This window comes from Streptomyces alkaliterrae, assembly GCF_007097205.2.
Classification (GTDB): domain Bacteria; phylum Actinomycetota; class Actinomycetes; order Streptomycetales; family Streptomycetaceae; genus Streptomyces; species Streptomyces alkaliterrae.
In genome coordinates this window covers 1-22,847 of the sequence record NZ_VJYK02000056.1, presented here as the reverse complement: position 1 = coordinate 22,847, position 22,847 = coordinate 1, and the positions used below count along the sequence as shown (strand labels likewise).

The 22,847-nt window shown below is 67.3% G+C and carries 24 protein-coding genes and 1 pseudogene; 14 read left to right on the top strand and 11 right to left on the bottom strand.

Annotated elements, in window-relative coordinates:
- The first annotated feature begins 432 nt into the window (after positions 1–432).
- On the top strand, positions 433–1,746 hold the full coding sequence (locus FNX44_RS07820) for a hemolysin family protein (protein WP_143647249.1): 1,314 nt from the start codon (positions 433–435) through the stop codon (positions 1,744–1,746).
- Positions 1,743–2,762 (top strand): hemolysin family protein, encoded by a 1,020-nt coding sequence (locus tag FNX44_RS07815; protein ID WP_143647248.1) that lies wholly within the window; start codon positions 1,743–1,745, stop codon positions 2,760–2,762. The genes FNX44_RS07820 and FNX44_RS07815 overlap by 4 nt, the downstream gene beginning before the upstream one ends.
- An 82-nt stretch (positions 2,763–2,844) precedes the next feature.
- Here FNX44_RS07815 and FNX44_RS07810 read toward each other — a convergent pair whose 3' ends face one another.
- Complete coding sequence (locus FNX44_RS07810; RefSeq protein ID WP_143647247.1) at positions 2,845–3,066, bottom strand: antitoxin; 222 nt, start codon at positions 3,064–3,066, stop codon at positions 2,845–2,847.
- Between the two features lie 462 nt (positions 3,067–3,528).
- Between FNX44_RS07810 and FNX44_RS07805 the strand changes: the two genes are divergently transcribed.
- The gene (locus FNX44_RS07805) at positions 3,529–4,374 is read left to right on the top strand and encodes a universal stress protein (protein ID WP_143647246.1); all 846 of its coding nucleotides are present in this window, start codon (positions 3,529–3,531) and stop codon (positions 4,372–4,374) included.
- 170 nt (positions 4,375–4,544) lie between these two features.
- On the opposite strand, the gene FNX44_RS07800 is transcribed toward FNX44_RS07805, so the two are convergent.
- Both FNX44_RS07800 and FNX44_RS07795 read right to left on the bottom strand, forming a co-directional pair.
- On the bottom strand, positions 4,545–5,177 hold the full coding sequence (locus FNX44_RS07800; RefSeq protein ID WP_143647245.1) for a hypothetical protein: 633 nt from the start codon (positions 5,175–5,177) through the stop codon (positions 4,545–4,547).
- Positions 5,178–5,341: 164 nt separating this feature from the next.
- Positions 5,342–5,506, bottom strand: coding sequence for a hypothetical protein (locus tag FNX44_RS07795; protein WP_153506998.1), 165 nt, complete (start codon positions 5,504–5,506; stop codon positions 5,342–5,344).
- Between the two features lie 440 nt (positions 5,507–5,946).
- Here FNX44_RS07795 and FNX44_RS07790 point away from each other — a divergent pair, with 440 nt between their 5' ends.
- The 4 genes from FNX44_RS07790 to FNX44_RS07775 all read left to right on the top strand — a co-directional run bounded on the left by FNX44_RS07790 (position 5,947) and on the right by FNX44_RS07775 (position 8,459).
- The gene (locus FNX44_RS07790) at positions 5,947–6,351 is read left to right on the top strand and encodes a BlaI/MecI/CopY family transcriptional regulator (RefSeq protein WP_143647244.1); all 405 of its coding nucleotides are present in this window, start codon (positions 5,947–5,949) and stop codon (positions 6,349–6,351) included.
- A gap of 3 nt (positions 6,352–6,354) precedes the next feature.
- Complete coding sequence (locus FNX44_RS07785) at positions 6,355–7,287, top strand: M56 family metallopeptidase (RefSeq protein ID WP_143647243.1); 933 nt, start codon at positions 6,355–6,357, stop codon at positions 7,285–7,287.
- Positions 7,288–7,694: 407 nt separating this feature from the next.
- Positions 7,695–8,120: a ribonuclease domain-containing protein gene (locus FNX44_RS07780; RefSeq protein ID WP_323369117.1), complete on the top strand. Its 426-nt coding sequence runs from the start codon at positions 7,695–7,697 to the stop codon at positions 8,118–8,120.
- 15 nt (positions 8,121–8,135) lie between these two features.
- Entirely contained in the window at positions 8,136–8,459 is a 324-nt protein-coding gene (locus tag FNX44_RS07775; RefSeq protein ID WP_143647242.1) for a barstar family protein, read from the top strand.
- A gap of 509 nt (positions 8,460–8,968) precedes the next feature.
- On the opposite strand, the gene FNX44_RS07770 is transcribed toward FNX44_RS07775, so the two are convergent.
- Positions 8,969–9,451 carry a GNAT family N-acetyltransferase gene (locus tag FNX44_RS07770; protein ID WP_143647241.1) on the bottom strand — a complete coding sequence of 161 codons (483 nt, stop codon included), beginning with the start codon at positions 9,449–9,451 and terminating at the stop codon, positions 8,969–8,971.
- A 390-nt stretch (positions 9,452–9,841) separates the two neighbouring features.
- The gene (locus tag FNX44_RS07760; protein WP_143647240.1) at positions 9,842–11,158 is read right to left on the bottom strand and encodes a hypothetical protein; all 1,317 of its coding nucleotides are present in this window, start codon (positions 11,156–11,158) and stop codon (positions 9,842–9,844) included.
- Positions 11,159–11,438: 280 nt separating this feature from the next.
- On the opposite strand from FNX44_RS07760, the gene FNX44_RS29660 reads away from it, so the two are divergent.
- Positions 11,439–11,717, top strand: a complete 279-nt coding sequence (locus tag FNX44_RS29660) for a hypothetical protein (protein ID WP_143647239.1) — start codon at positions 11,439–11,441, stop codon at positions 11,715–11,717.
- A 288-nt stretch (positions 11,718–12,005) separates the two neighbouring features.
- Here FNX44_RS29660 and FNX44_RS07750 read toward each other — a convergent pair whose 3' ends face one another.
- Positions 12,006–12,488 carry a GNAT family N-acetyltransferase gene (locus FNX44_RS07750; protein WP_143647238.1) on the bottom strand — a complete coding sequence of 161 codons (483 nt, stop codon included), beginning with the start codon at positions 12,486–12,488 and terminating at the stop codon, positions 12,006–12,008.
- A gap of 32 nt (positions 12,489–12,520) precedes the next feature.
- Here FNX44_RS07750 and FNX44_RS07745 point away from each other — a divergent pair, with 32 nt between their 5' ends.
- Positions 12,521–12,883: a DUF1877 family protein gene (locus tag FNX44_RS07745; protein ID WP_323369118.1), complete on the top strand. Its 363-nt coding sequence runs from the start codon at positions 12,521–12,523 to the stop codon at positions 12,881–12,883.
- 234 nt (positions 12,884–13,117) lie between these two features.
- On the opposite strand, the gene FNX44_RS07740 is transcribed toward FNX44_RS07745, so the two are convergent.
- From FNX44_RS07740 to FNX44_RS07730, 3 genes are all read right to left on the bottom strand, one after another.
- Positions 13,118–14,053, bottom strand: coding sequence for a hypothetical protein (locus FNX44_RS07740; RefSeq protein ID WP_143647237.1), 936 nt, complete (start codon positions 14,051–14,053; stop codon positions 13,118–13,120).
- 343 nt (positions 14,054–14,396) lie between these two features.
- On the bottom strand, positions 14,397–15,677 hold the full coding sequence (locus FNX44_RS07735) for a hypothetical protein (RefSeq protein ID WP_143647236.1): 1,281 nt from the start codon (positions 15,675–15,677) through the stop codon (positions 14,397–14,399).
- A 102-nt stretch (positions 15,678–15,779) separates the two neighbouring features.
- Entirely contained in the window at positions 15,780–17,123 is a 1,344-nt protein-coding gene (locus FNX44_RS07730) for an NsdA family TPR-like regulatory protein (protein ID WP_143647235.1), read from the bottom strand.
- A 381-nt stretch (positions 17,124–17,504) separates the two neighbouring features.
- Here FNX44_RS07730 and FNX44_RS07725 point away from each other — a divergent pair, with 381 nt between their 5' ends.
- The 5 genes from FNX44_RS07725 to FNX44_RS07710 are packed head-to-tail and all read left to right on the top strand — an operon-like array spanning position 17,505 to position 21,740.
- A complete protein-coding gene (locus tag FNX44_RS07725) occupies positions 17,505–17,648 on the top strand; it encodes a hypothetical protein (RefSeq protein WP_153506997.1) in 144 nt (47 codons plus the stop codon).
- Positions 17,635–18,771 carry a sugar-transfer associated ATP-grasp domain-containing protein gene (locus FNX44_RS07720; RefSeq protein WP_143647234.1) on the top strand — a complete coding sequence of 379 codons (1,137 nt, stop codon included), beginning with the start codon at positions 17,635–17,637 and terminating at the stop codon, positions 18,769–18,771. The genes FNX44_RS07725 and FNX44_RS07720 overlap by 14 nt, the downstream gene beginning before the upstream one ends.
- A 16-nt stretch (positions 18,772–18,787) precedes the next feature.
- Positions 18,788–19,720, top strand: coding sequence for a hypothetical protein (locus FNX44_RS28840; RefSeq protein ID WP_228449732.1), 933 nt, complete (start codon positions 18,788–18,790; stop codon positions 19,718–19,720).
- A gap of 38 nt (positions 19,721–19,758) precedes the next feature.
- Positions 19,759–21,120, top strand: a complete 1,362-nt coding sequence (gene cysS, locus FNX44_RS07715) for a cysteine--tRNA ligase (protein WP_323369115.1) — start codon at positions 19,759–19,761, stop codon at positions 21,118–21,120.
- Complete coding sequence (locus tag FNX44_RS07710; protein ID WP_143647232.1) at positions 21,108–21,740, top strand: 2OG-Fe(II) oxygenase; 633 nt, start codon at positions 21,108–21,110, stop codon at positions 21,738–21,740. Before cysS ends, FNX44_RS07710 begins: the two co-directional genes overlap by 13 nt.
- Positions 21,741–21,793: 53 nt before the next feature.
- Here the strand turns inward: FNX44_RS07710 and FNX44_RS07705 are convergent, their stop codons facing one another.
- Together FNX44_RS07705 and FNX44_RS27925 are read right to left on the bottom strand one after the other, a co-directional pair.
- Positions 21,794–22,096 (bottom strand): hypothetical protein, encoded by a 303-nt coding sequence (locus tag FNX44_RS07705; RefSeq protein ID WP_143647231.1) that lies wholly within the window; start codon positions 22,094–22,096, stop codon positions 21,794–21,796.
- 46 nt (positions 22,097–22,142) lie between these two features.
- Positions 22,143–22,847, bottom strand: a pseudogene (locus FNX44_RS27925) (mobilization protein); the annotation flags it as partial.

Genomic DNA, 22,847 nt, shown 5'->3' with positions numbered 1-22,847 from the left:
GGACGGGGCGCCGTGCGCGAGGCGGCGACGCCCTGGACGAAAACTACTGCGATGCAAGGGCGGGGGCGCCCTATTCGGTGACGACGCGCGTACTCGTGGTGGCGGAAACGCGCCGGAGTGTCGCGGCCGGGCTCCACGGGACGTGCCGGGCCGCGGCCTCCGCCGCTTCCGTGGCCCCGTCGCTCCGCTCTGCGGCCGGCTCGGCATATCGTCTGAACGGACACGGAGGTCTACACGCATGTAGAAGTAGAAGGGGGGCGGGGGCGGAGGCTCCCCCACGCCGGACGAGGCGGCGGCCGCCGCAGGTTTTCCGACAGACAGATTCGTGAAGGAGTTCGCCTTGCCTGCCAGACCGACGGAGCCCCCCGGGGCTGGTCATCGATTGCCCGGTGTCGCGTCGCGTGACCGCGACAGGTCTTCGGAGGGGGCTCGGTGACCGCCGCCGTTCTCGGGCTTGTCGCCGTGCTTGTCCTGACGGCGGGTACCGGTTACTTCGTCGCGCAGGAGTTCGCGTACGTCGCGGCCGACCGCCTCGCGCTCGCCCGTGAGGCCGAGGCGGGGGACAGGCGTGCCGCCCGTGCGCTGAAGGTGCTGGGGCGGCTCTCGTTCATGCTCTCCGGCGCACAACTCGGTATCACGGTCACCGGGCTGGTGGTCGGCTTCCTCGCCGAGCCGTCCGTGTCGACGCTGCTGGGGCCCCTGCTGGACGCGATCGGGCTGACCGGAGGCGCGGCCACGGCGGTGTCCGTGGTCACGGCCTTCACCCTCGCCACGGTCCTCCAGATGGTGGTCGGCGAGCTGGCCCCGAAGAACCTGGCGCTCGCCGTGCCCGAGCGGCTGGCCAAGTCACTGGCGTCCTCCACGCTGCTCTATCTGAAGGTCGTCGGGCCGGTCGTCCACGTCTTCGACAGCGCCGCCAACGGGCTTCTCCGCAAGGTGGGGATCGAGCCGGTGGAGGAGCTGCGTCACGGAGCGACCCTGGAGGAGCTCAGCCACCTGATCGGTGAGTCCCACGAGCACGGGCAGTTGCCCGCGGACACCGCGGAACTTCTCGACCACGCCCTCGAGTTCTCCGAGCGGACGCTGGACGAGGTGATGGTCCCCCGCGTCGACGCGGTCTTCCTCCACAAGGACACCACCCTGGCGGAGGCCGCGGCGGTGATCGCCGAGCACGGCCACTCCAGCTATCCGGTGCTCGGGGACCACCCGGACGACGTCTGCGGCGTCGCGGGGGTGTGGGAGCTCATGCGGCTGCCGGCGTCCCGGCTGGACGGCATGACGGCGGCGGAGGCCGCCCGGCCCGCGCTGCTGCTTCCCGACACGCTTCCGCTGCCCGACGCCGTGGCGCAGATGCGTGAGCGGGACGACGAGTTCGCCGTCGTCCTGGACGAGCACGGAGGCGTCGCCGGCGTGGTCACGTACGAGGACATCGCCGAGGAACTCGTGGGCGACATCGCCGACGAGACCGACACGGTCGTCGAACTCGCCGTCGCCGACGGCGAGGGCTGGGTCGTCGACGCCGGGCGGCGTGTGGACGAGGCCGAGAACGCCACGGGTATCGCACTGCCTCACGACGAGGACTACGACACCGTGGCCGGCCTGGTCATCGACCGGCTCGGACGCTTTCCCGCCGTCGGGGACCGGGTCACCGTGGAGGGCGTCACCATCGAGGTGATGAGCCTGGACCGCCACGTTCCGGAACGGGTCCGCATCGAACGCTCGGCGGCTGAGGAGGCCCAGACATGAGCTTCCCCATGGCGTTGTTCGTCACCGTCCTGCTCCTCGCCGGCAGCGGCTTCTTCGTGGCGGCGGAGTTCGCGCTCGTCGCGGCCAAGCGGCACCGCATGGAGAAGGCCGCCGAGAACGGCCAGCGCGGTGCGAAGGCCGCGCTCGCCGGGATGCGCGAGCTCTCCCTGATGCTCGCCGGCGCCCAGCTCGGCATCACCGTCTGCACGCTCGGGCTCGGGTCGATCTCCAAGCCCGCCATCTCCCACCAGATCGACCCGCTGCTGGTGAGCCTGGGGCTGCCCGCCGGTCTCAGCTACGGCATCGCGTTCGCCTTGGCGATGGCGCTTGTGGTCTTCCTGCACATGGTGATCGGGGAGATGGCCCCCAAGTCGTGGGCCATCGCGCATCCCGAACGTTCCGCGATGCTGCTCAGCCCGCTCTTCCGGGCGGTGGTCAGGACCGTGCGCCTGGTCATCCTGGTCCTCAACACGGTGAGCAACGCGCTGGTCCGGATGTGCCGGGTGGAGCCGCGCGACGAGCTCCGGTCGGTGCACAACCGCGAACAACTGACCCACCTGGTGGCGGAGTCGGAGCGGTTGGGGCTGATCAACAGGGCCGAGTCGGAGCTGATCACCCGTTCCCTGACGGAGCCGCAGACCCCTGTCGCGGACCTGGGAGTCCCGGCGTCCGAGATCGTCACCGTGCCGGCCGACGCCGACGTCGAGGCGATCCTCGCGACCGCGACCGCAGCCGGGCGGGCCCGTCTGCTCGTCACGGACGGGGCGGTGGTCCTCGGCTCCGTGCACGCGCGGGACGCGCTTGTGGCCCGCGCGCGGGGACGCGTCGCCACCGCCCGCGGGCTCGCCCGGCCGGTACCGGAACTGCGGGGCACGGACAGCCTCTCGCACGCGGTCGAGCAACTGCGCCGGCACCGAGCGTCCCTCGCCGTCATCCGCGACGCCGAGGGCCGGCTCACCGGCCTGATCACGCTGGACGACCTGCTCGCCCGTCTGCTGGACACCCGCGCGGCGTAGGCGCGCCGACGGTGCGGGTCTCCCCCGGGCCATGTGGCGGCCCGGGGGAGACCCGCGCCGGGTGCGCTTCGTGCTCCGGGGCTCAGTCCCCGGACTTGCGTTCGCCCAGGCGCTCGACGAACTCCTGGGCCTTGTCGACGCCGCTGTCGATCTGCTTGCTGTACTTGCCGGAGGTCTTGTCGTCGATGAAGTCGCCGGCCTTCTCCAACCCCTCGGTGATCTTCTCGCCGTGGCTCTCGGCGAGGTCCTCCACCTTGTCCTTGAGGTTCTGCAGGTTCTTCAGGTTCCTGAGGTCGTCGAGCATGCTGCGTCAGTGCTCCTTCACACGGGTCGCGGCGCTGGGTGAGAGGCGGTTCCGGAGGATCGGCCCCGGGGCCGGGAACGCCCACGGGTGTGCGTCCGCCGGTCGGCGCGGCCGGGAGCGGACGGCACGGCGCCTTCGCCACCCGACGTGCCGGGTGTCGGTCTGCCGCACTCCTGCCCTTGTCGCTGCCACTGGCTCTCTCTCCTCCGGCGAAGACGAAGCGGGGCGGGATCGGGCGTTCGGGACCGACGAGAATCTACAGCATTGTAGAAGCTTCCGTGTGGCCTTCGGGAGGGAGCGCAGGGGGCGCGTCGGGGCCCTGCGGGGTGTGGCGCGGTCTGGCGCGGTCGGCCGTCCGGAGGGACGCTGGAGGAGTACCGGCGGTCGGCGCGGTGCGGACGGCGCCGACCGGTTCCGTCTCGAGGAGACCCGGTTCCGTCTCGAGGAGACGAGGAACGGCTCATGAAAGCTCCCGCAGTCGTCGTGGGCGTCGACGGATCACCGGCGAGCCTGGAGGCGGTGGAGGTCGCGGCGGTGGAGGCACGGCTGCGAGGGGCCGTACTGCGCGTGGTGCACGCGTTCGTGTGGCCCGGCATGCACGTCCCCACCGGTCCGTCGCTGCTCGGCCCGGCGGGGGGAGCGTTGCGGGAGGACGTCGAGCGCGTGATCGGCGACGCGGTGCGCAGGGCGGGCGACCGGGCACCGGATGTGGAGGTCACCCACGCGGTCGTGGCCGGCGAGCCGATGGCGGTGCTGGAGGCCGAGTCGCGTGAAGCCGCCCTGGTCGTGGTCGGCAGCAGGGGCATGGGCCGGATCACCGGAGCACTCGTCGGCTCGGTCGCCGTCCACCTGGCCGGAAACAGCCGGAGCCCAGTGCTAGTCGTGCGGGGCAGGGCCCGTCCCGAAGGTCCGCTGCTGGTCGCCGTCGACGGTTCGGAGGAGAGCCGGGCTGCTGTCGGTTTTGCCGCCTCGGAGGCCGCGCTGCGGGGCGGCGAACTGCTGATCGTGCACGTGTGCGCGGACGCCCGCCCGGGCCGGTCCCGAGCCGAAGGCGAACGGGTGCTCGCCGAGGCGCTCGCCGTCGCGGGCCGCACCGGCGGGCCTGAGGGCGGCACGACCACCCGGCTGCTCGCTGGAGAGGTGAGCCGGGTCCTCGTCGGGTGCGGCGAGGACTCCCAGCTGCTGGTCATGGGAGCACGGGGCCGCGGCGGCTTCGCCGGGCTGCTCCTCGGCTCCGTCAGCCAGGACGTCCTGCGACACGCCGCGTGCCCGGTCGCCGTCGTGCAGGGCGGCGCGGACCGGGGCTGACGGCACACGCCCCGGCGCGTGCGTCCCCGACGGCAGGCCGCCGCCACCGGCCATCGGCAGAGGGAGTGCGGCGAAGGCGCCCGTCAGCCTCCGTCCCGGATTCCGTCAGCCTCCGTCCCGGATTCCGTCCTGGCGAAGTTCGGCCCCTGCCCGATCGAGTCGGCTGCCCGTCACGCGCAGGGCCCGGCTCGGCGGGTCGTCGCGTCCCCGGTTTCGGGCAGGCGGAGTTCGCGGCGCAGGCAAGGCAGCAGGCCTCGTTCGGTCAGGGCGTCCAGCCAGTCGGCGTGCGCCTGCGCGACGGCGTCCGGCGGGGGCGGACTCGCCGGGACGCGGTGGCGTCTCACCGTCAGGGCGAGACCGGCCGCGGACGCGAGCCCGGCGACCCCGGTCACGGCCGCCGCGCCCCAACCCACACTGACGAGGGCCTTCGCGAGGGGCCCCGCGGCCCCGGCCAGGCGCAGGCCGTAGCCCAACACGAGGAAGACGACCGTCGCGGCGGCGGCCAGGATCGGCGTGAGTACCGCGAGCGCGGCCACGGCGTCCTTCGCGTCCTCCGCACGCTGGTGCTCCACGATCTCCACTGCCGCACGCGCCCGTATCTCCAGCAGCACCGCGTACTCCGGTGCCGCCTCCGCGGCGAGGGACTCCGCGGCGGCGCGGGCACACGCACGCAGGCCGTCGACGGTGTGCCGCGCTTCGGGTTGACCGAGCGCGGTACGGACGTCAGGTGCGTCGAGCGCCCGCTGCAGCGCGTTCTCGAACGCCGCCCGGTCCTCCGGGTGCAGCGCCACCTGCTCGTTCATGCTCATCCCTGTGCTGTTGTCGTGGGTTCTGCCGTCCACCGCGGGACCGGAGCCCGGTGGCCGCGGTCGACGTGGAGCCTGGAAAGGAGGTACGGCCGACCGCCGCGCCGCGGGGCAGGCCCGCGCGGCGCGCGTGCCTCCCGCCCGACGGCCGACCTCGCGCTTCAGGTCGGGCGCGGGTACGGCGTCCTGCCGGCCTCCGACCGCGGCGGGCCGCCGACGTCGGGCGCTGCGGGGGCGCGGGAGGTTCGGCCGGCCGCTCCGGAGACCTCGGTCAGGCGCGGCGTGCCCGGAGCGACGTTGCCGTCCTCGGCGAGCGTCACACCCATGCGTTCTTCCTCTCCCGCACAGAGCCTGGGCGAACAGAGGCCGCAGGCCCGGAGGTTGCCCGGAAGGTTGAATCTACAGCAGTGTAGAAGTGCGCGGGTGCGGTTCGGTCCGGCCATCGTCCACCGCCCGTCGTCGTCCGCGCGGTACCCGAGGAGACGATCCAGGGCCGAACGCTCGTAACATGCACGCCTGAGCGCGCGGTACCCACGCGCGGGTCCCGGAGGTCTGGAGGACGGGTGGACACGAAGGCGAACGAACCGTGCGCGCCGGAGCGTTCCCGCCCCCGCCGGAGAAACCGGCGGGCACGAGCCGCGCGAGGCGGCGGCCGGTGGACCGCCCGCCCCTCCGGCGGCGATCACGCCGGATCCCGGGCGCCGCGAGACCGGGCCAGCTCCCGGGGACACCGAGCAGTGAGAGTGGACAGCGAGAGGCGGGCAACATGAGCGAGGCCGACGCGGGGCGGTCCGGCCGCCCGAACGCCCGCCGGGCACAAGGCGAGTTGGAGAGCGAGGTGCTGGCCGCACTGCGAAGCGCGGCCCGCCCCGTCACCGCCGCCGAGGTCCAGGAGCGTCTCGGCCGGGGACTCGCCTACACCACGGTGATCACCATCCTCACCCGGCTGCGCGCCAAGGGCGCGGTGACCCGGCGACGAGCGGGCCGCGCCTTCGAGTGGACGGCGGTCGCCGACCAGGCCGGGCTCGCGGCACTCCGGCTGCGCCGGCTACTGGACGCGGAAGCCGACCGCGAAGCGGTCCTCGCCAGGTTCGTCACCGCGCTGCCGCCCGACGACGAACAGCTTCTGCGCGGCCTCCTCGCCCGCGACCTCGACGAGCCCGAAGGCTGACGCGTGGGCGTCTTCGTCTTCCTCCCCCTGGTGCTGCCGCTGTCCGCGTGGCCGATAGCGCGGCTGGCCGAGCGGCACCTGCACCCCCGGGCCGCGACGTGGTTGCTGACGGTCGTCGCCGCCGTCCTCGCGGTCTGCAGCACCCTCTGCCTGGCCCTGGTGATGGTCGTCGGCACCGCGCAGCTCCCCGGCAACCCCCTGCCGGACAGCTGGTCCTCCCCGAGGGTCCAGGACGCGGTGCCCTATGACGAGGTCGCAGGCAAGGCGTCCATCCCGGCCCTGGGCGCCGTGCTGGCCGCCTGCGCCAGAACGGCCTGGCGCCACCACCGGCTGCGCTCCCGCGCCGCCCGGGCCCTCCTCGGACTCCCGGCGGGGCCCGTCGCCGTCCTCCCCGACGAACTCCCCTACGCGTACGCGCTCCCCGGGAAGCCCGGCCGAGTGGTCGCGACGACGGGAATGCTCCGGACCCTCACCAGCCCGGAGCGCCGCGTCCTGTTCGCCCACGAGCGAGCCCACCTCACACACCGCCACCACCGCTTCCTGCTCACCGTGCAGATCGCCGCGCGGGCCAACCCGTTCCTCCGCCCGCTCCGGACCGCCGTCGGGTACACCACCGAGCGGTGGGCCGACGAGGAGGCCGCGGCCCGGGTGGGCGACCGCCGCCTGGTGGCGAGAGCGGTCGGCCGGGCCGCACTGGTCTCCCGGGGCTACATGCCGGCGGTCGGCATCCCGGACTTCGCCTCCCCGGGCCCCGTCCCGCGCAGAGTCGCCGCACTGCTGGAGCCGACGCCCGCGCCGCGGAACTGGCCACCGGTGTTCACCGCGGTGGGCCTCGCCGCGTGGGCGGCGGCCGCCGGCGCCACCGCGTCCGCGCTCTCGTCCGCGAACGCCGCCGTGAGCCTCTTCCTGATCCTGAAAGCGGCAACACCGCTGTGACCAGTAACAGCCAGCGGACCACGTCCGCACAGTCCGCACACGAGACCCGCTCCGCAGTGCCTCTCCGGCACGCGGGGGCGCACTCGCCCACTCAACAACCAACCCCCGGGTCGTTGACCTGGGGGTTTGTCGTGCAGCGGGTGACGGGAATCGAACCCGCGCCCTGAGCTTGGGAATCAACAGGTACTTGAGAGTTGCTGGCGCGTCTGACCTGCGGAAACGCCTCATAGGAGACCTGTCGGCGGGGCTTCGCATGATCCACTGATGACCGAGGTTGACTGGCTCTGCTGGCACGTTGTGGCGCGCCCAAGGCAACAGTGGGAACGGGCGGTCGGGTTCCGGGCGAGGCAGGATCCAGCGGGTCGGTGCGCGCGACGTTGGGCCGGGGGCCTTGCCTCCCGGCTCTCGTGATCCTGCGCACGATGAAGGCCGGGTACAAGGGCGCCGACAGCCTGTACAACGCATCCCGGCTCTCCGTGGTGCTCAGCACCACGGAGAAGGCCAACCCACTCATCGACAGCCTGCGCAAGACCGGCAAGCTCCCGTCGAACTATGTGACGAAGAGCCAGGCAGCCAAGAAGGGCTGGGAACCGGGTAAGGCCCTCGGCAATCATGTGCCGGACGGCCAGATCGGCGGCGACATCTTCCGCGACCCCGCCTCCATCGGCCTGCCCACCAAGTCGGGGCGCGTGTGGTACGAGGCTGATGTCGGCCTGACCAATACCATGAAGCGGTCCAAGCAGCCGGGTACGCGGCTGCTCTACTCCGACGACGGCCTGCTGTACGTGACCACCGACCACTACAAAACCGTCGATTTCGTCGGCACCTACTGAGAGACCCTGGCCGAGATGACGGACGAAACTAACGAAGCAGAACCCGCGGTCCCTGACTCGCTGGTCATCGACCTGGCCGGGGTACGGGAGCCTGAGGAACTCCAACGACTCCTGCAGCGGGAGCTGATGTTCCCCGACTTCTACGGCCGGAACTGGAGCGCCTTCTGGGACGCGATCACCGGTCTCGTCGACCTGCCGCACGAACTGACCTTCACCGGCTGGGCTGCCTTCTCAGCGGCGCTCCCGGCAGAGGCCGGGAAGCTGCGGGAACTCCTCGACGACTACCTCAGTGAATACGGCCAGTACCTCGCTGTCCCGCGCCGCATCCGCTACCAGTAGCGCTGACCCGCAGCCCCGCGGGTGGGCGCCGGAACGCCAGCCGGCGCCCACTCGCGGGGCTTCCGTGACTGAAGGCGCTCACCGTCATCGGCGGCGCCTTGCGCCCCAGTCGGCAATGAGGTGCGTTCCAGCTCGTACAGCACCGCGACCTCGTGCCGTCCTGTATCGAGCAGTCCGCTCACGCATCGCTCACGTGCTGCCGTCCGCTGGGCGCGCGAAACATCGAGGCTAGGCAACAAGTAAGGCCCAGGTCTTTGACCTGGGCCTTTGTCGTGGAGCGGGTGACGGGAATCGAACCCGCGCTCTGAGCTTGGGAATCACCGGTGCCAGATACTGCGCCGAGTCGCTGACCTGCTGAAACGTGACGCGTTGGCGGCCAGTCGGCCGGCTGTTGAGCACTCCTGTTGACCGCTGACGACCGCGCTGACGGGCATGCTTCGGGCACGGAACCAGCACTGCGAGACGACAGCCCAGCGTCGCAACAGCGAAGGCCCGCGGAGTTGCCGGCTCTACCGAAGCCCTTTGACCATCACCAGCTCTCTGATCACACCGTCGGGCAGCAGGTCGCCAGCCTCCTCCGCGATGCTGAACCCGCGGCGTCGGTAGAGGCCGAGCGCGGGCTCGTTCCCTGGGATCACCGCAAGCTTCAGCGCGACGAAGCCTGACTTCCGGCCCCACGTCGCCACGGCTTCGATGAGCCGGTCCCCGAGCCCTTCACCTCTCAAGTCGGGCCTGACCCACAACGACCGGAGTTCGCATGTCTCGCCGTCGCCGGGCACGCCCCGGACCATCCCCACGGGATCATCACTTCGAAGCGCGACAACGTTGTACGAGCCGGGGATGCCCATCCGCGCCCGCCACTGCTCCCGGCCACCCCGATGCCAGTCATCGAGGCGGCACTTGAACGCATGCGGCGCCTCGGCGAGCGCCGCCAGTCGGGTCTTCTCCCACAACAGCCAGTCCTCCGCCGTGAGGATATGCAGACTCACCATGCCGCGAGTCTCCCGCACAGCCAAGCCGCCCCCGCCGCTGCCAGATGCCCCTGAACACCCTTGGCCTACGCGGCGTGAGTGTCCGTGCCGCGCAGGATGTAGAGGTCGTCACCGAAGACTGCCGAGATCTGGATCTGACCGCCGAGAGCGGCGACATAGCGTGCGATCGCCTCCACGGTGGAGACATCCCCGCGGCCCCGAGCTCTGACCGGGCGCATGTGGGTGGTGGAGTGCTGCTCTGCCGTGTGCCAATGGTGCCCGCCTCGCTGGATTAGGGCGTGCAGGGACCCAATGCCGATGCCTCGGCGCCGGCCAACCCGGCCAGAATGGCGTCGGCCGGGCGGGAACTCGACAGAAAGGTAGTGCACCGACGGTCGCGCCGAGCGCCAGTCACCTATGCCCTACGGCGCTGACCAGTTTGGTTAGAGACGTGCCGTGCAGACGCTTGAGCAGGAATCTTCTGATCTTTTGCAACTGGCAGTGAGCCAACCTGCTCCGCAGGATCAGGTCATCCAGACGGTATGCCTCCTCTACCAGCTTCGCATCAAGTTCACCGTCGTCGCGACCATCTTTTTTCGAGAGGTGTCCGAAGTGGCGTTCTTTGGTTTCGAGGCGTTCCTTCATCCACCCTAGTCCGAGCATCGAATATTTGATACCTGCGGTGTAGCCGCTGGTGGGGTGGTAGAGGTGCGATTGAAGCCTGCAGCTGTAAATCTCCTGCCAGACGGGAGAAAGGATCCTGAGGGCTACTGAAGATATCCCTTTTTCTCGAATCTCCGCCAAGTGGTCAGCGGCTGCGTCTAGGGCGCACTGTAGTCTCTGGAATTCTGGCTCCTCAAGGAGGATTTCCAATGATTTCCTGCCGTAGAGGCTTACCCTGAGCCCGTAGTGATCACTTTCGAACCCGAATCCCGGAGACCATGCGCGTCCCGACTCCGCCGCCCCGGAGGCGACGTCAAGGTAGGCAGAGCGATAGGCATTAATGTTCTCGTGCACCTCCTGTAGCGCGACGTCCAATTCAGAGAGCGTGGCGAGGAGTTCGGCAAGCATGCGGTTTGCATCCTTCGCCGCCTCGTCTCTCGCCCTGATCCTGTCGATCAAACTTCCACTTCGAGTGATTGCGAAGACTCCGACAGTCAGGACCAGGATCGGCGCCCATGTCCTCTGCTCTGCTATTCGGGGGATTTCATCTGCAATTATCTGGAGGTCATCCCTAGTTCTCCCTGGACGCTCGTACTGATACACCGCTGCACCCGACGCGAGGAGAATCAAGGATCGCCGAGAAGCAAAACCTACGGCCCTCTTCGGGATTCGCGACAACTGCTCTAAAGCGTTCCTCCTCTTTGTCATCCTTTCGAGCTTCTCCAAAGGGATTTGCCTGACAAGGCGACGTGCCATCGAATAGCGAAGGAGCCACACTGGGCTCCTTCGCTCCACATTGGCCCACGAGCGCGGTACATTACTTCGCCAGCCAGGATTCCCCACGCGAGCACCGATCTCACTGGCAGATTCCAGGATGTCTGAATACCGAATCCTCCGCTCAACGCGCACGCTCACTTCCACCCAGAATTTGATGGCCAAGAGTCGGGCGACTGTGAGTGCGCCGAGTAGCATGACGGCAACGATGACGACCTTCAGGGGAATGGCAAGCCAAGGCTGTGTCACGCTGGCCTCAATGGCCGCGAAGAACTTATACAACAATTCCATTGGTCTCTTCCTGGGGGCTCCATGATTGGGGGTGTAATTATCCGGGAGTAGTACGGGGAACTACATGCATTTGAGGACAGTTTGAGCTTCGCCTTGAGCGTAGCTACCGTTGCCCACCGCCCTATCCCGGCTCGATTCCCGTCCGCCGTCGAGCCACACGCATGTGGAGCGGGTGCGGACTTGGACCAGATCACGTGCCCCACGCGTGCACCGAGCGCTTGGCGCGCCGACAGGAGCGGCCGCGACCGTCGCCAAGCCCCATCGGCTCCTCCAAGCCGTCATGGAGACCGCGGTCGACGACGAACTCACCCGCCGCAACCCCTTGCCGCATCCGGGGTGCTGGAAGGAAGGTGCGGCGGAACGACAGATCGTCACTGTCGCCAAGGTCGATGCCCTCGCCGAGGTGCTGGAGCTGCGCTGGCGAGGCTGCGACGATCTACCAGCACTCGCCCTTGAGTGGCAGCAGGAGGTGGCTGGCGGCCTGGACGACCTCGTGCGCGCCGCCCGTGTGGAGGCCAAGGAGACGCCTTCTGGTGCGGATCTGGCGCGCGACGCCTGAACTGGTCCGGAGAAACAAACAAGGCCCAGGTCTTTGACCTGGGCCTTTGTCGTGGAGCGGGTGACGGGAATCGAACCCGCGCTCTGAGCTTGGGAATCACCGGCGTCAGAGGCCGTGCCAAGTCGCTGACCTGCTGAAACGTGACGTGTTGGCGGTCATTCGGCCGGCTGTTGAGCACTCCTGTTGACCGCTGATGACCGCCCTGACGGGCATGCTTCGGGCACGGATCCAGGAATGCGTGACGACAGCGCAGCGTCGCAGCAGCGAAGGCCCACGGAGTTGCCGGCTCTACCGAAGCCGTTTGACCATCACCAGCTCTCTGATCACACCGTCGGGCAGCAGTTCGCCAGCCTCCTCCGCGATGCTGAACCCGTGGCGCCGGTAGAGGCTGAGTGCGGGCTCGTTCCCTGGGATCACCGCGAGCTTCAGCGCGACGAAGCCTGACTTCTGGCCCCACGTCGCCACGGCTTCGATGAGCCTGTCCCCGAGCCCTTCACCTCTCAAGTCGGGCCTGACCCACAACGACCGGAGTTCGCATGTCTCGCCGTCCCCGGGCACGCCCCGGACCATCCCCACGAGATCGTCACCTCGAAGCGCGACAACGTTGTACGAGCCGGGGATGCCCATCTGCGCCCGCCACTGCTCCCGGCCACCCCGATGCCAGTCATCAAGGCGAGACTTGAACGCATGCGGAGCTTCGGCGAGCGCCGCCACTCGGGTCTTCTCCCACAACAACCAGTCCTCCGCCGTGAGGACACGCAGACTCACCATGCCGCTCGTCTCCCACACAGCCAAGCCGCGTAATCCCACCTGTCACCTATCCCTGCAGCAGACCCCTCCGATTCCTGCTGGCGCGCGCCGAGTTCCCCGTGAACGTGATCCACGGTGAGGAGCCGTTCGCCGAGGATGAGGATTGGGAGTACGGGCCTCCGAGGTACCTTCGGCCTGAGCGGGTCCAGCTCGCGGCTGAAGCACTACCGGCTACCAGCTATGCCCAGCTCATCCGTGGCGTGGATCCTGCTGAACTGACCAGCGCCGAGGTGTATCCGCTCGGATGGAGTGAGCCCGGGGCTCTGGAGTGGGGGCGTCCCTGGTACGACGGCCTCACACAGTTCTCCGAGGCTGCCGCCAGGGCGGACGACGTGATGCTCGTCTGGCTGGACTGACGGGCCACGACAGCGGTGAGACCTCAGCTTGGGAAGTACCGCGCGATTTGCTTGGTGCGGCCGCTGTCCTGCAAGGATGGTTGCAGAGATGTCCTGGGAGTCGGCGCCAACCTGCCCGCCTTTAGCCGCTATTGCCCGCCTCAACTGGTGCGGCTTCTGGCGCGGTGGCACTATCTGCTCGGCTTTGACGGGCGGACGACTGTCGCACCCCCGTCATAGCCCCTTCCACTGAGATTACTCTGTAGGCCGCAGCCTCTCGTAGATCCTTTCTCGGCTATTCTTATCCATTCCCGGAGCGAAGCCCTTGCCGGTTGCGAAAATCTCGTTGTGACGTAGGATCCGCGTTGAGACCTTCTCTGCAAAAGGAATGAGGTGGTCGAGTAGGTAATCGCGGAAGAAACCCTTATGGACCACGTCGATTGCGGCCGTTCTTCCGACATGTGGAACGAAAGCGTCCTGGGTCTCGGGTTCATGGCGGAACAGTCGGCACCAGGGGGTGAGCTCCAACTCAGTCCCAGCCTCTGTCGTTCTTGCTGCAACCATGGGGGCATCAAGAACGGCCACCGCAGATAGGAGAAAGGCGTCGAGCCATTGCCACGTTTCCCTCGGCTCTGAGGACTTGGCGAAGTGGGCTGCTGCACTAAGTAGCGGCATCACGATTCCGTTGTAAGCGTCTGTTCCTGTCAGTTCAAGCTTGGGCTTTCGTGCACACTTGCTCATGATGGAGAAACCGCCCCTATTGAGGAACGGATCATTGTCGATCTCAAGTGCCTGCATCACCGTTAGCAGCCAGGAAGATTTGGAATCGTCGGTACGTACCGCGATGTGCTCGTGTCGGAGCCCGGTGATCTGAGGGAGTGTGAGTCGCCACGAGCGCTTCGCAGGGGAAAAGAATACATATGGCAAATCTGATTGTTTGCACTCGATCACAACGGCCAGTGATGGGCGAATCCGGGATTCCTTGGCCGGTAGATGCCCCAGCTCCTTAATCGCCAACAAGTCGCATGAGCGCATCTCTCCGGTGAGGCGGTCGTTAAATCCCCACTCCTGTTGAACAGTGAAGTCGCTTTCCAGTAGGTTGAACACTGTGCTTTGCAAAGGGTATCCAGATTTCTCAATTGCCTCTGTGAGTGCTTCTGGTGTGACCCCAGCGCCAAGCTGGTTGCTCATAGGGTTCCTGACATCGAAATCCTTCACGCGCGCCTCACTCAAGCAGGTGCCATCGCCCTATTGCGTATTTTAGGTGCGGCAGCCATCGGTTTCGTGGTGAATGACGAAAGAGATCGGTGGAGCGGGTTTGGCCGGTGGCCTGCCCGGTCTGGGGCCGAGTATGACCAGGGGCCGTACGCTGGTTGGCAACTCGGGCAGGCTTTGGTCCTGCCCGTAATGAGCACGAGTGGCCCCCTGATCTTGCTCGGCGTGGGACCCACACCAACTTGTTAGACACTCGCTAATGGTCGTCGTTGACCGATCTGCCGGGCATAGATCGGATGCGTGGCCGGGGCGGTCGAATTTAGCCGTTATCGACGATAACTTCAATTGCCAGCAATCGAACAAGTTCAACGTCGGGTTGCAGCAAGTAAGCCTCGTGGCTCATTGGTAGTAGCACCTTCGACTCACCGAAGCGCGGGTCGTCCTTGGCGTGGACGATTCTGTTTCGGAGCGCGTATACGCGTTTCGCTGTTTGAGAAGCCAGAGACTCCCCGCTTTTTGGGTTAATTGCAGGAACTCCGCTTATGGGGCCACCCTTCTTAAAGTGATCTGGGTTGAGTGAATAGAATTCGTGTAGCTTTTCGCTCGGCACGCACTCTTCGATGGCGGTGCGCAACTGCTCCCCATCGCTCGCCCCGTGAGCTCTCTCGACTGTCGCGAGTAGCTTCACGACCGATGAATCCTTTTCTTCGTCGAAGTCAAGCGCGCGAAGCACTCTCCGGAGTTTCTTGAGGGTGTCTCTCTTGTGAACCGTTGGCAGATATGACTCAATCACTTGGTAGTATGAGAGATAAGCTAGCGTGCGGTTGCCGCGTAGCGAGAAGTCGCTGGGGATGGAGAACAAGGCGGCGATATTGCTTGGAACTGCTGTCTTCGGGAATCGAACTTTTTGGTCTACTGTGCGCAGGCGTGAATAGTTCCGCGCTCGATCCATTCTGGGGCGCAGTGAATATGGAGATCTGTGTCGAGCGTTTAGCTCGAAAAGAAAAGAGTTTGCCAAGTCAAGTGACTTTTGGACTAGTTCGCGTTCTTCGGTAGATCCTCCCAGGAAAACCTTCAAGGTGATCTGTACCCCTCCGGATTCCTGGGCGTCCTTGAGTGAAAGCAGCGGGACGCATAGCGCGGTATTCCGGGAGATTTCGAGGCAGGTGGATCCGTCCTTTGAAGTCACGCGGATCACGCTATATACTCTATCCCCGCAGTTTTCGAGTGGTGGATTCGATGAGTGCGTGTGAGAGCACGGATGTACTTCGAACTTGCGCTGCTCGATACTTCTGGTACTGAATGCGTTGAGGGTGCTATGCTGGCGCATCTCAAACTCTGCGTACCCTAGCTCTGGGTCAATCCACCCTTCGTAGTCCTCCAGCCTCTTGGCTCCCCGGCTTATTGCTGCCAGTATCTGGCGGGCGGCGATCATGGAGATCGCTACTTCACGCCTACGGAAGGTGGAGTTGTCGGTCGGTTCAAACAAAAGATGATCTTCGCGGCTTTCGAGATATCGAGAGTTGAGGGCATCCGCCAAGATCTGAATGTTATCGCCGCAGAGCTCTGCCGCATCTTCGCTGCGTGTCGAGTCGCTCATAATGTCTTATGCCTCCGTGCAAAGTTCACGGCGGTGCCATGAGAAGATCCTGGCCGTGGACCAAGAGTGCTGCTGGCGGCCGGCCAGCAGCAGCTTCCCGCGTTAAGCCGCCAACGCGGGAAGCTCGCGGAGGCGGTCCCTGAACTCGCGGACGGCGGGGACGTGGGAGTGGGGGGTCAGTTTGGTGGAGAACTCCTTGAGGCGGTCGACTGCGCGCTTGGAGGAGACGCCGCTTTCCACCAGCTCGGCGCCGTTGTTGGCGGCGTCGAGTGCGCCTTCGAGGTCGCTGCCCTGGAGGCGGGCTTCGGCGAGGCGGCTTGAGCGTACGGCCTTGTCGCGCGGTACGGCCTGCTTGATCGACTCTTCGAGGGCGTCGGTGGCCTCCTTGACCTGGCCGCTGCGGAGCATGACCTTGCCCTCGGTGGAACGCACCTGGGCGTCCCCATACCAGCTCAGCCAGTCGGGGGTCTCCGAACTGTCCGCGCGGTCCCAGAGGGACAGGGAGCGGTGCAGTTCCTCTCCGGCCTTGCGGTGTTCGCCGTGTCGGGAGTGGGCCTCGGCTTTGTGGAGGTGCAGGTAGGACTGGGTGCTGGGGGGGAGTGCCTTGGGGGCGTTGTCCACGGCTGTGGTGATGAGGTCCACGCGGTCCTTGGTGTGGCCGTCGTCGGAGACGTGGACGCCCATCTCGGCGAGCATGAAGCAGCCGAAGGCGTCGTCTCCGGCGGTGCGGGCGGAGCGCAGCGCGCCGACGTAGTACTGCTGTGCTGCCGACTTGCGGCCGGCGTCGTAGGCCATCCAGCCGGTCATGTAGGAGACGCGGGCGGAGAGCGAGTACAGGCGTTGCTTGACGTGTTCGGAGGAGCGTCCGGCCTTCAGCAGGCCGGTGATCAGCGCCAGGTCTGCCTGTGCGTGCTCCAGTAGCGTCGCACCGCCGAACTGGGCGTCCAGCGACTTGAGGGTCTCCACGCGCTGCTCGATGGTGGTCACCATCTGGTCGGTCACGCGGTCGCCGTCCAGGGCCGCGGCGAACGCGGGCTCTGCTGCCGCCCAACTCGCCGCGACGCCGGCCAGGGCTCCGCCAGTAATCGTCAGAAAGCCTCGACGGTCCATGCGCCCACTCTCTCCGAGTCTCGTCAGGGCTTCCACGGTACCGTCCTCGGTCCACGCGGCAGAGAGCATCGGGACCTCCCATACGGGTAGCCAGCGAGGCCAACGGGTCGCCCGCACGTGGGCGAAGGGGATTCCGAGCAGGTCAGCGAGTACGCGCTGGGCGTCCTCGTCGGGGGTCTGACCCTGCTCCCACTTCCACACGGTGGTGCGGCTGGTTCCCAGGTTGATGCCGAGCTGGCGCCCGTGCCGTTGCATGATGCGCGCGAACTCCGCCTTGCCCCAGCCCTGTTGGACCATCAGGCAGGTCAACGGATGTGGTGCCGGTGGTGCGGTCATGCGTCGCTCCGTCCCCTCGCAGCGTGTTCGTAAAGCTACTGCGCGTAGCTTGCCTCGTCAGCCGGTCGGGCCGCAGCAGAAACCCCCTAGAAACGTTCCGCCGTGCAGGGGTGGGGAGTTGCACTGTTCGCAGCCGCCTCGGAGCGGCCTTCTGACCGCCGGCGGGTCTGTGGAGACGTGTCCTTCGTGGACAGCCCCCGGAGCCCACGGGCTCGCCGGCTCCCACGAACGGAGGGGAGTGCGAATGAGCAGGAACGAGTTCGTCCGGATGCTTGGTGACGTCGGTACGTGGTCGACGCACGACTTCAAGGTCTACCTGGAGCTGCCCTGATGGCCCGCCACTCGGTTCCAAGGGAGCCCATCCGACTGCCGGGGTGGGGCATGGCCGGGGCGCTTCTCGGGCTTGGCCTGGTCGGCCCTCTTCTGGTGATGGGAGCGGAGGTCGGCGGTGCCGCGCCAAGCGCCGCCGGCGGGCCGGTCGGCTACGAGGTCGCGGACGGGGGACTGGCGGATGAGGACGCGTAGGCCGGCCAGGAACCTCAACGTGCGCCAAGCGGAGGCGGAGGAGTTCTTCCGCCGCACTGTCCTCCCGCGCCTCATGCTTCCCGGGTCGTTCGCGTACCAGGTCCGTCAGCTGGTGGCGGAGCACCTGCCGGCTCTGAGGGAATCCGAGGCGGGTCGAAAGCCGATGCGGCGCGTCGCACGTGAGCTGGCCGCGCTCGGAGCCAAGTGGAAGTGCCTGCCGTTCCACTACTTCCGCTACGGGCTGTACCGGGACGAGGTGTCGCTTGGTGAGGCCATGGGGTACCTCCCCGAGACCGTCCTTTTCGCCAGGCTCCTTCCGGCGGTCAACCGGGACACGGTGCTCCTGGACGACAAGGTGCTCTGCAAGCGGGTTCTCGCCGCTGGCGACGTTCCTCAGCCGAGGCTCCTGGCGAGTGGGGACGTCCGGACCGCGACGCTGCCCGACGGCACCTCTCTTCCTCTCGCAGCGGTTCGTGGAGCCCTCCCCGCCCACACGCCCGCCGTCATGAAGCCGGCCCGCTATGCGAGCGGTGGAGCGGGCATCGTCACCGTCAACGCGTACGACGACGAGTCGCCGTTCTGCCTACGGGAGTACGCGGAACGGTGGGGCTCCTGGCTCATCGAGGAACGGGTGCGGCAGCACCCCGACCTCGCGGCACTGAACCCAGGCGTGGTCAACACCTTCCGAGTCATCACGTGCTGGTCGCGGACCGAGGCCGAGGCGCTGTACTGCATGCTGAAGCTGGGTGGCGTCTCCGGGCTCGTCGACAACTCCAGTACCGGTGGCATGCAGATCCGGGTGGACATCGACACCGGGGAGCTTGATCCGTATGGCTACGACCGGTGGATGCGGCGGCACACGCACCACCCGTCCACGGCGACGCCGTTCGCCGGTCGGAAGGTCGGCCTGATCAAGGAGGTCCTTGGTCTGGCGGAACGGGCCGCGCAGCTCTTTCCCCAGGTCCCGTTTGCTGGCTGGGACATCGCACTCACGCCCGAAGGGCCGACGGTGATCGAGGGGAACAGCAGCCCTTCCCTGGCCCATATCCAACGGACTCATTCCGTAGTGGCTCCCGTGCTGCTCGGCCGCTTGAAGGATCTCCGCGGCCGCCCTCTTCTCTGAAAGGAGACCGTTCCCCGTGCTGGAAAGCAAGAACCTGAAGGCTCAGGCACGCCATTGCGCGCGCGAGCTGATCGCGGCCCTTGGTGGAAATCCGGAAGTGCAGGCCCTCTACGTCCTGTCCTCATCCGCCAACACCAACGAGAACGTCACCGTCTTCGGAAAGGACTCCGACTTCGACCTGGCCGTGGTTGTCGACGTTCCCATGGGCTCTGACGAATGGCGGCCACGACCTGAGGACACGTACGCACTCCTCGCGGACCGCATTCCCGAATGGGTGCCGGAGTTCAGTTTTCACCTTCCAGTCCCGTGGGGATTGATGGAGGTCAACGTCCACCAGCTCATCTACCAGTACGAGGCGGACGTCCGCACGCTCTGGAACAGCGACAAGTGCGACGCCTACCTCAACAAGGGCGAACCACTGCTGGATCGGGCAGGACGCTTCGGGGAGTTGATCGCCCTCAAGGCCCGCGAGGAGCAGCACCGGCTTCGCCTCGGCGAACTCCACCTCCTGAACCGCATCACCTGGGACGCGGCCGAGATCGCCAGAAAGCAGGCCGGCCGCGTCGGCCCGGCCTCCGGCCACGCCGTGCTGTCGATGGCGCTGGAGGAGGTCATCGACTGGGTGTACGTCAGCCACGGCCGCCTCATCCCCAACCGGAAGTGGAAGCTGTACCAGCTACGCGCCCTGGGGATGGTCACCGCGGAACAGGAGCGGGCGGTGCTGCGTGTGATGACATGCGAGCCCGACTCGATGAGAGACCTCGAACGGCGCATCGACGAGTTGGCACGCCTTTGCTCGAATCTCGGAATTCCTCTCGACCCCCGCAGTGTCCAGGACACCCGGAAGGAGTACCAGCGTCACAAGCAGCTTCTCGGGGCGCGCGCCGCCGTCTACGCCACGGGCCCGGAGCCGCGTCTTGTTCCGCACGACAGTCGAGCGCGCGCCTAGATAGGCTGCGGCATCCCCATCAACAAGGAGGCCAGGCAGTGGCGCTGACGCTTTACAACACCCTGACCAACGTCAAGGAAGCCTTCACAACCCGCAACGCCGGTGTCGTGGAGATGTTCGTATGCGGGCCCACCGTCTACGACCTCAGCCACGTCGGTCATGCGAAGACCTACACCCAGTTCGACCTCGTCGCTCGATACCTGCGGCGCAGCGGATATCGCGTCACCTACGCACAGAACATCACCGACGTGGATGACAAGATCATCCGTCGGGCGCAGGAGATCGAGACGGACCCCCGCGAACTGGCCACGAAATACGAACAGCAGTACCGCGACGACATGACAGCGCTGGGAAACACCAGCGTGGATGTTTATGCCAGGGCCCACGACCACATCGGGGACATCATCGAGCAGGTCCAGCAGCTGATCGCACGTGGCCACGCATATCAGTTGGACGACGGCTGGTATTTCGACCTCGCGTCGTTCGGCGAGTACGGGAAACTGTCGGGACGGACCGACGTCCAGCCGGAAGACTCGTTGTCCCGCATCGACGAGCACGCGGGGAAGCGGAACCCTGGCGACTTCGCCCTGTGGAAGGCGAGGAAGCCCGGAGAGCCGTACTGGGACGGCGCGCTCGGCGAAGGCAGGCCGGGCTGGCACATCGAGGACACGGCCATCACCAACGCCCTCTTCGGGCCGCAGTACGACCTGCACGGCGGCGCCGTCGACCTCATCTTCCCTCACCACGAGGCGGAGATCGCCCAGATGGAATCCGCCTCGGGCGCCGCGCCGCTGGCCCGGTACTGGATGCACACGGGCCTTCTGCGGGTGGACGGTTCGAAGATGTCCAAGAGCCTCGGCAACTTCACCACCATCCGCGACGCGCTGGTCCACACCGACTACCGCACCCTGCGCTACGTCTTCCTGAGCCAGCACTACCGGTCCTCCACGGACTACACCGCCGAGACGATCGCCCAGGCGCAGGCAGCCCGGCGCCGGGTCGAGAACTTCGCCCGCACCATCACGACGGCGGACACCACCGAATCCGCAGGCCGGGCGCAGGACGCGCGGACCGCGTTCTTCACCCGCCTCGACGACGACTTCGACACCCCGGGCGCCCTCGCGGCCCTGTTCGAGTACATCCGCGAGACCAACAGGAGCACCACCGCCCCCGGCCCAGCAGCCAGCCGCTTCCTGGACGAGGTGAACGCTCTCCTCGACACCTTCGAGATCACCGCCGACCAGGAGACCGACAGCACGATCGACGCGGCCCTCCAGCGCCGCGAACAGCATCGCAGGAACAAGGAGTACGCCGCCGCCGACGCGATCCGCGACGAGCTGGCGGCCAAGGGAATCACCATCGAGGACACCCCGGAAGGAACGCGCTGGTGGCGCACATAGCTTCTGCGGCGTGGCGTACCGCTCCGCCGATGATCACCGAGTACGGCATCGACTCACGACTCTGCGACGACCTGTCCCGTCACCTGGAGGCCGCCGTCCACCGGCCCCGGACGTACCAGGGACGCCTGGACGAACGACTGCGCAAGAGCGAGTACGCCGAAATCTCCGACGACCTGGAACGTTGGTTATTCCAGCAGGTCAAGCCCGTCCTGCGGCACCACTTCGGAACGCCGGTACGCCGCATCCCCACGCAGCGGAGCATCGCCTACCGCTACGGCCCCGGAGTGGGCTTCGTCGCCCACCACGACGAGGTGACCGAGATCGAACGGGAGCGTGCACGGACCACGGGGCAGCCGGTGGTCGGCGGTGACATCACCGTCGTCACCTGGCTCAGCGGGCCGGAAAGCTACGAGGGCGGAGCCCTGTTCTTCGAGAACCCGGCGCTCGAACTCCGACCGGCGCGGGGTGCGGTCGTCGCGTTCCCGGCCACTCGCGCCTACGTCCACGGTGTGCGGCCCATCGAGTCTGGCGTACGCACCACGGTGATCACGCGGGTAGCCGCGTCGGTGAACGACGCCACCGGTTCGGATTCCGTCGGGCGGCCCTCAGCGCCGGAATGAGTGCCGGGTCCGCCGCTGACCGGGCGGCTGGCGGACCCGGGCGCTCGTTCCTCTCACGCTGGAGGGGATGCGAGCGTGGCCAGTTCGCGGAGCCGCAGGCAGTACCGACGTTCCTCAGGGTCGCTGATGTGCGGTAGGGCCCGGTCCAAGCCCGCGACACCTTCGCGCAGTATGCGATAGCGCCCGGCGTCCAGTCGGCCGCCATTGGACAGGTAGGTGTCCACGCACCCGGCGACCTCCGCGTCGAGCAGCACGATGTCGACCCCGCCGGGCTCCGACTCACGAAGCCCGGCGGGGAAGGCCGCCTTCACGTGCTCGCGCCACAGAAGCGCGACGGCGTTACCGCCTCTATTCATCCCCACACGCTACGCGTGGGCAACCGAGAACGCTGCCTCGGCTGAATCAACGGCGTCGGGCCTTCGGCGATGGAAGGGTGGCAGGAGTGGCTGCCTGCGGCGCCGGCGTTGAGGAACCGAGCGGCCGACGTGTGCTGCGGGACCGAGCCGCGAGCACGCGGGAGTTTGGCACTGGCCCCGCGCTGAGGCGTTCGATGCGCCAGACCAGGACCCTGGCTGGGTGGCGGGCGTCGTCCAGCGCTCGTTGGTCGGTGGCCTGCCCTAGGAGCTGCTGCGGGTTGTGGCCGGCTGCCTCAGCGGCTGCGAGTGTCGCGGTGAGGGCGTGGAACGCGGAGTCGGCGACGACTCGTTCGGCGTGGTGGGGCACGACCTCCTGGACGTGGCGGATGTGCCGTTCCACGGTGTGCTGGGGCGGTCGGTGTTGGGCGAGTGCGGCGAGCGGGGCTTGTACGGCTTGGTCGTAGGCGGTCTGGAGATGGGCGAGTGCCTGTTGGGCTGCGGCGACCTGTTGGTCGTGGTGGTGGAGTTTGTGCCAGTGTGCGGTGGCTATGACGGCGAGGAGGGCGGCGTCCAGGAGCATGGCGAGGGCGGTGTTGTCCTGGGGTGGTTGGCGGACGATGGCGCGTACGGCGCTTCGGAGTGCGCGGGAGTTGTGGTGTTCGGCGCGGGCGCGGGAGCGGGTGGCGCGTTCGAAGGCGGTTGCTGCTTGGCGTAGTTCGGTGCGGAGGGGGCCGGGTGTGATGAGGGGGAG